Below are 1,555 nucleotides of genomic sequence, written 5' to 3'. Positions count from 1 at the left end.
TATGCCATACTAACCGAAAATGGAAAAAATTGATATTAAAGATTTCGCGGAAATTTTCACAAAAAGCTTTAAGTTTTTATGTGAAAAGTACCAGTTCAGACTTACAGAACTTATTGAAAAATCGTTGAAAGAAGATAATACAGTTATATGCAAACTCATTTACACGAATATTGCTGCCAAACGAATTATAGAATTTGTATTGATAGCGAAAGATTACAAAACCCATATGTTTTCAAGAATTGGCGAAACTTATTTTAAAAGAATTGGCGAAAAAAATACAGTTCCAAACTATATCGATTCAACAAATTGCTTCACAATAAGGGACATTGAATGGATTTTAGATGAAAAATATAAATATTCAGATAATTTAAAAAATACTGAAAACTATATTAAAAGGGTAACTTCAACAATCAATCAACTTGATAATCTTTTTATTGGGAATTATTGGCCTAACACCACCGAAATTGCCTCAAAACAGCAAGAACAAAATGGATTTGTTTCTATTGGCAACATTACATTACCATATATTAGTCAACTAAAAAAGGAACTAAACGAAATCGAAAAATATGGATTTGAAATAAGTTTTGACGAAACACAAATACCACCATATGAACAGTCATTTATGACGCCAAGTATAAAATATTTACACAAAGAAAAGAATGTAACGTTTACCATTTCTTTCGAAACAAGAGACCAAGAATTTAATGTAGCTAAAAATAAAGACGGAAACTATTTTTATGGAAAAACTACAATAGAAGAGTTCGTAAAACTGAAAAATAAAATATTTAACGAATATAAGTACGGCATATAACACACGCTACAAGCAATTTGGGTATTAGGCATAATGGGAAGTTAGTTTTGTATTTGGAAGATTTGGCAAATCCGAAGAATGGGTTTAATTTAGTCCCAAACTACTTGTAGCGCGGGGACGTTGTATGCTATGTTACCACAACAGAACTTAATAGATGAATTGGATAATTAGAAATACTAAAAAAATTAAATTTCATACTAATATAAGTGAAACCTTAAAACCTATTTTGGAGAATATAGAAAACTATAACTGGTTTCTATGTGATTTAGATTTTATGGCGGACAAATCTTTGCCGATAAATTTTGACGAGGATTATTTTAAATTAAACAATTAAGAGTTTTTAAAAATTGTTAATTCTGAAACTCAAATAATTTGGGGTGTAATATCAGCTGTTCCGAAAAATATTGAAATTGAAATTGATGAAAATAACTTGCCATTCGTTGAGGGAAATGAGTTGATATGGAAAAACGATAATTTTCAAGTTAAAAATTCAGAAATAGAAATAATTGCTTTTGATAGTTCATACACAATCGTAAAGTTTAAAAATCATATTTTATCTGAAAAGTTTAAAGCATACTTTGACGACGCAATTGAATTGGAGAAATTCAAATAAACACAGCATACAACAGGCGTTTGGCAAGATTGCGATTTTGTAGTAAATTCACGTTTATTTCTCGCAAGAAATTTTATCTTTGATAGAAAATAATCGGTTCCGAAGTTCGCAACCTCGCCAAGCGCCGGAAC

The 1,555-nt window shown here is 29.4% G+C and carries 2 protein-coding genes; one reads left to right on the top strand and one right to left on the bottom strand.

Going from position 1 to position 1,555, the window contains the following annotated elements:
- Positions 1-19 precede the first annotated feature (19 nt).
- Positions 20-811, top strand: a complete 792-nt coding sequence (locus KBJ98_RS15185) for a hypothetical protein (protein ID WP_210791943.1) — start codon at positions 20-22, stop codon at positions 809-811.
- Between the two features lie 546 nt (positions 812-1,357).
- On the opposite strand, the gene KBJ98_RS15180 is transcribed toward KBJ98_RS15185, so the two are convergent.
- Positions 1,358-1,555, bottom strand: a 198-nt coding sequence (locus tag KBJ98_RS15180; RefSeq protein ID WP_210791940.1) for a hypothetical protein, incomplete at its 5' end; no start/stop codon positions are given.

This window comes from Flavobacterium erciyesense, from assembly GCF_018069925.1.
In the GTDB taxonomy this organism is placed as follows: Bacteria; Bacteroidota; Bacteroidia; order Flavobacteriales; family Flavobacteriaceae; genus Flavobacterium; species Flavobacterium erciyesense.
This window is presented reverse-complemented; position numbering and strand designations above follow the sequence as displayed.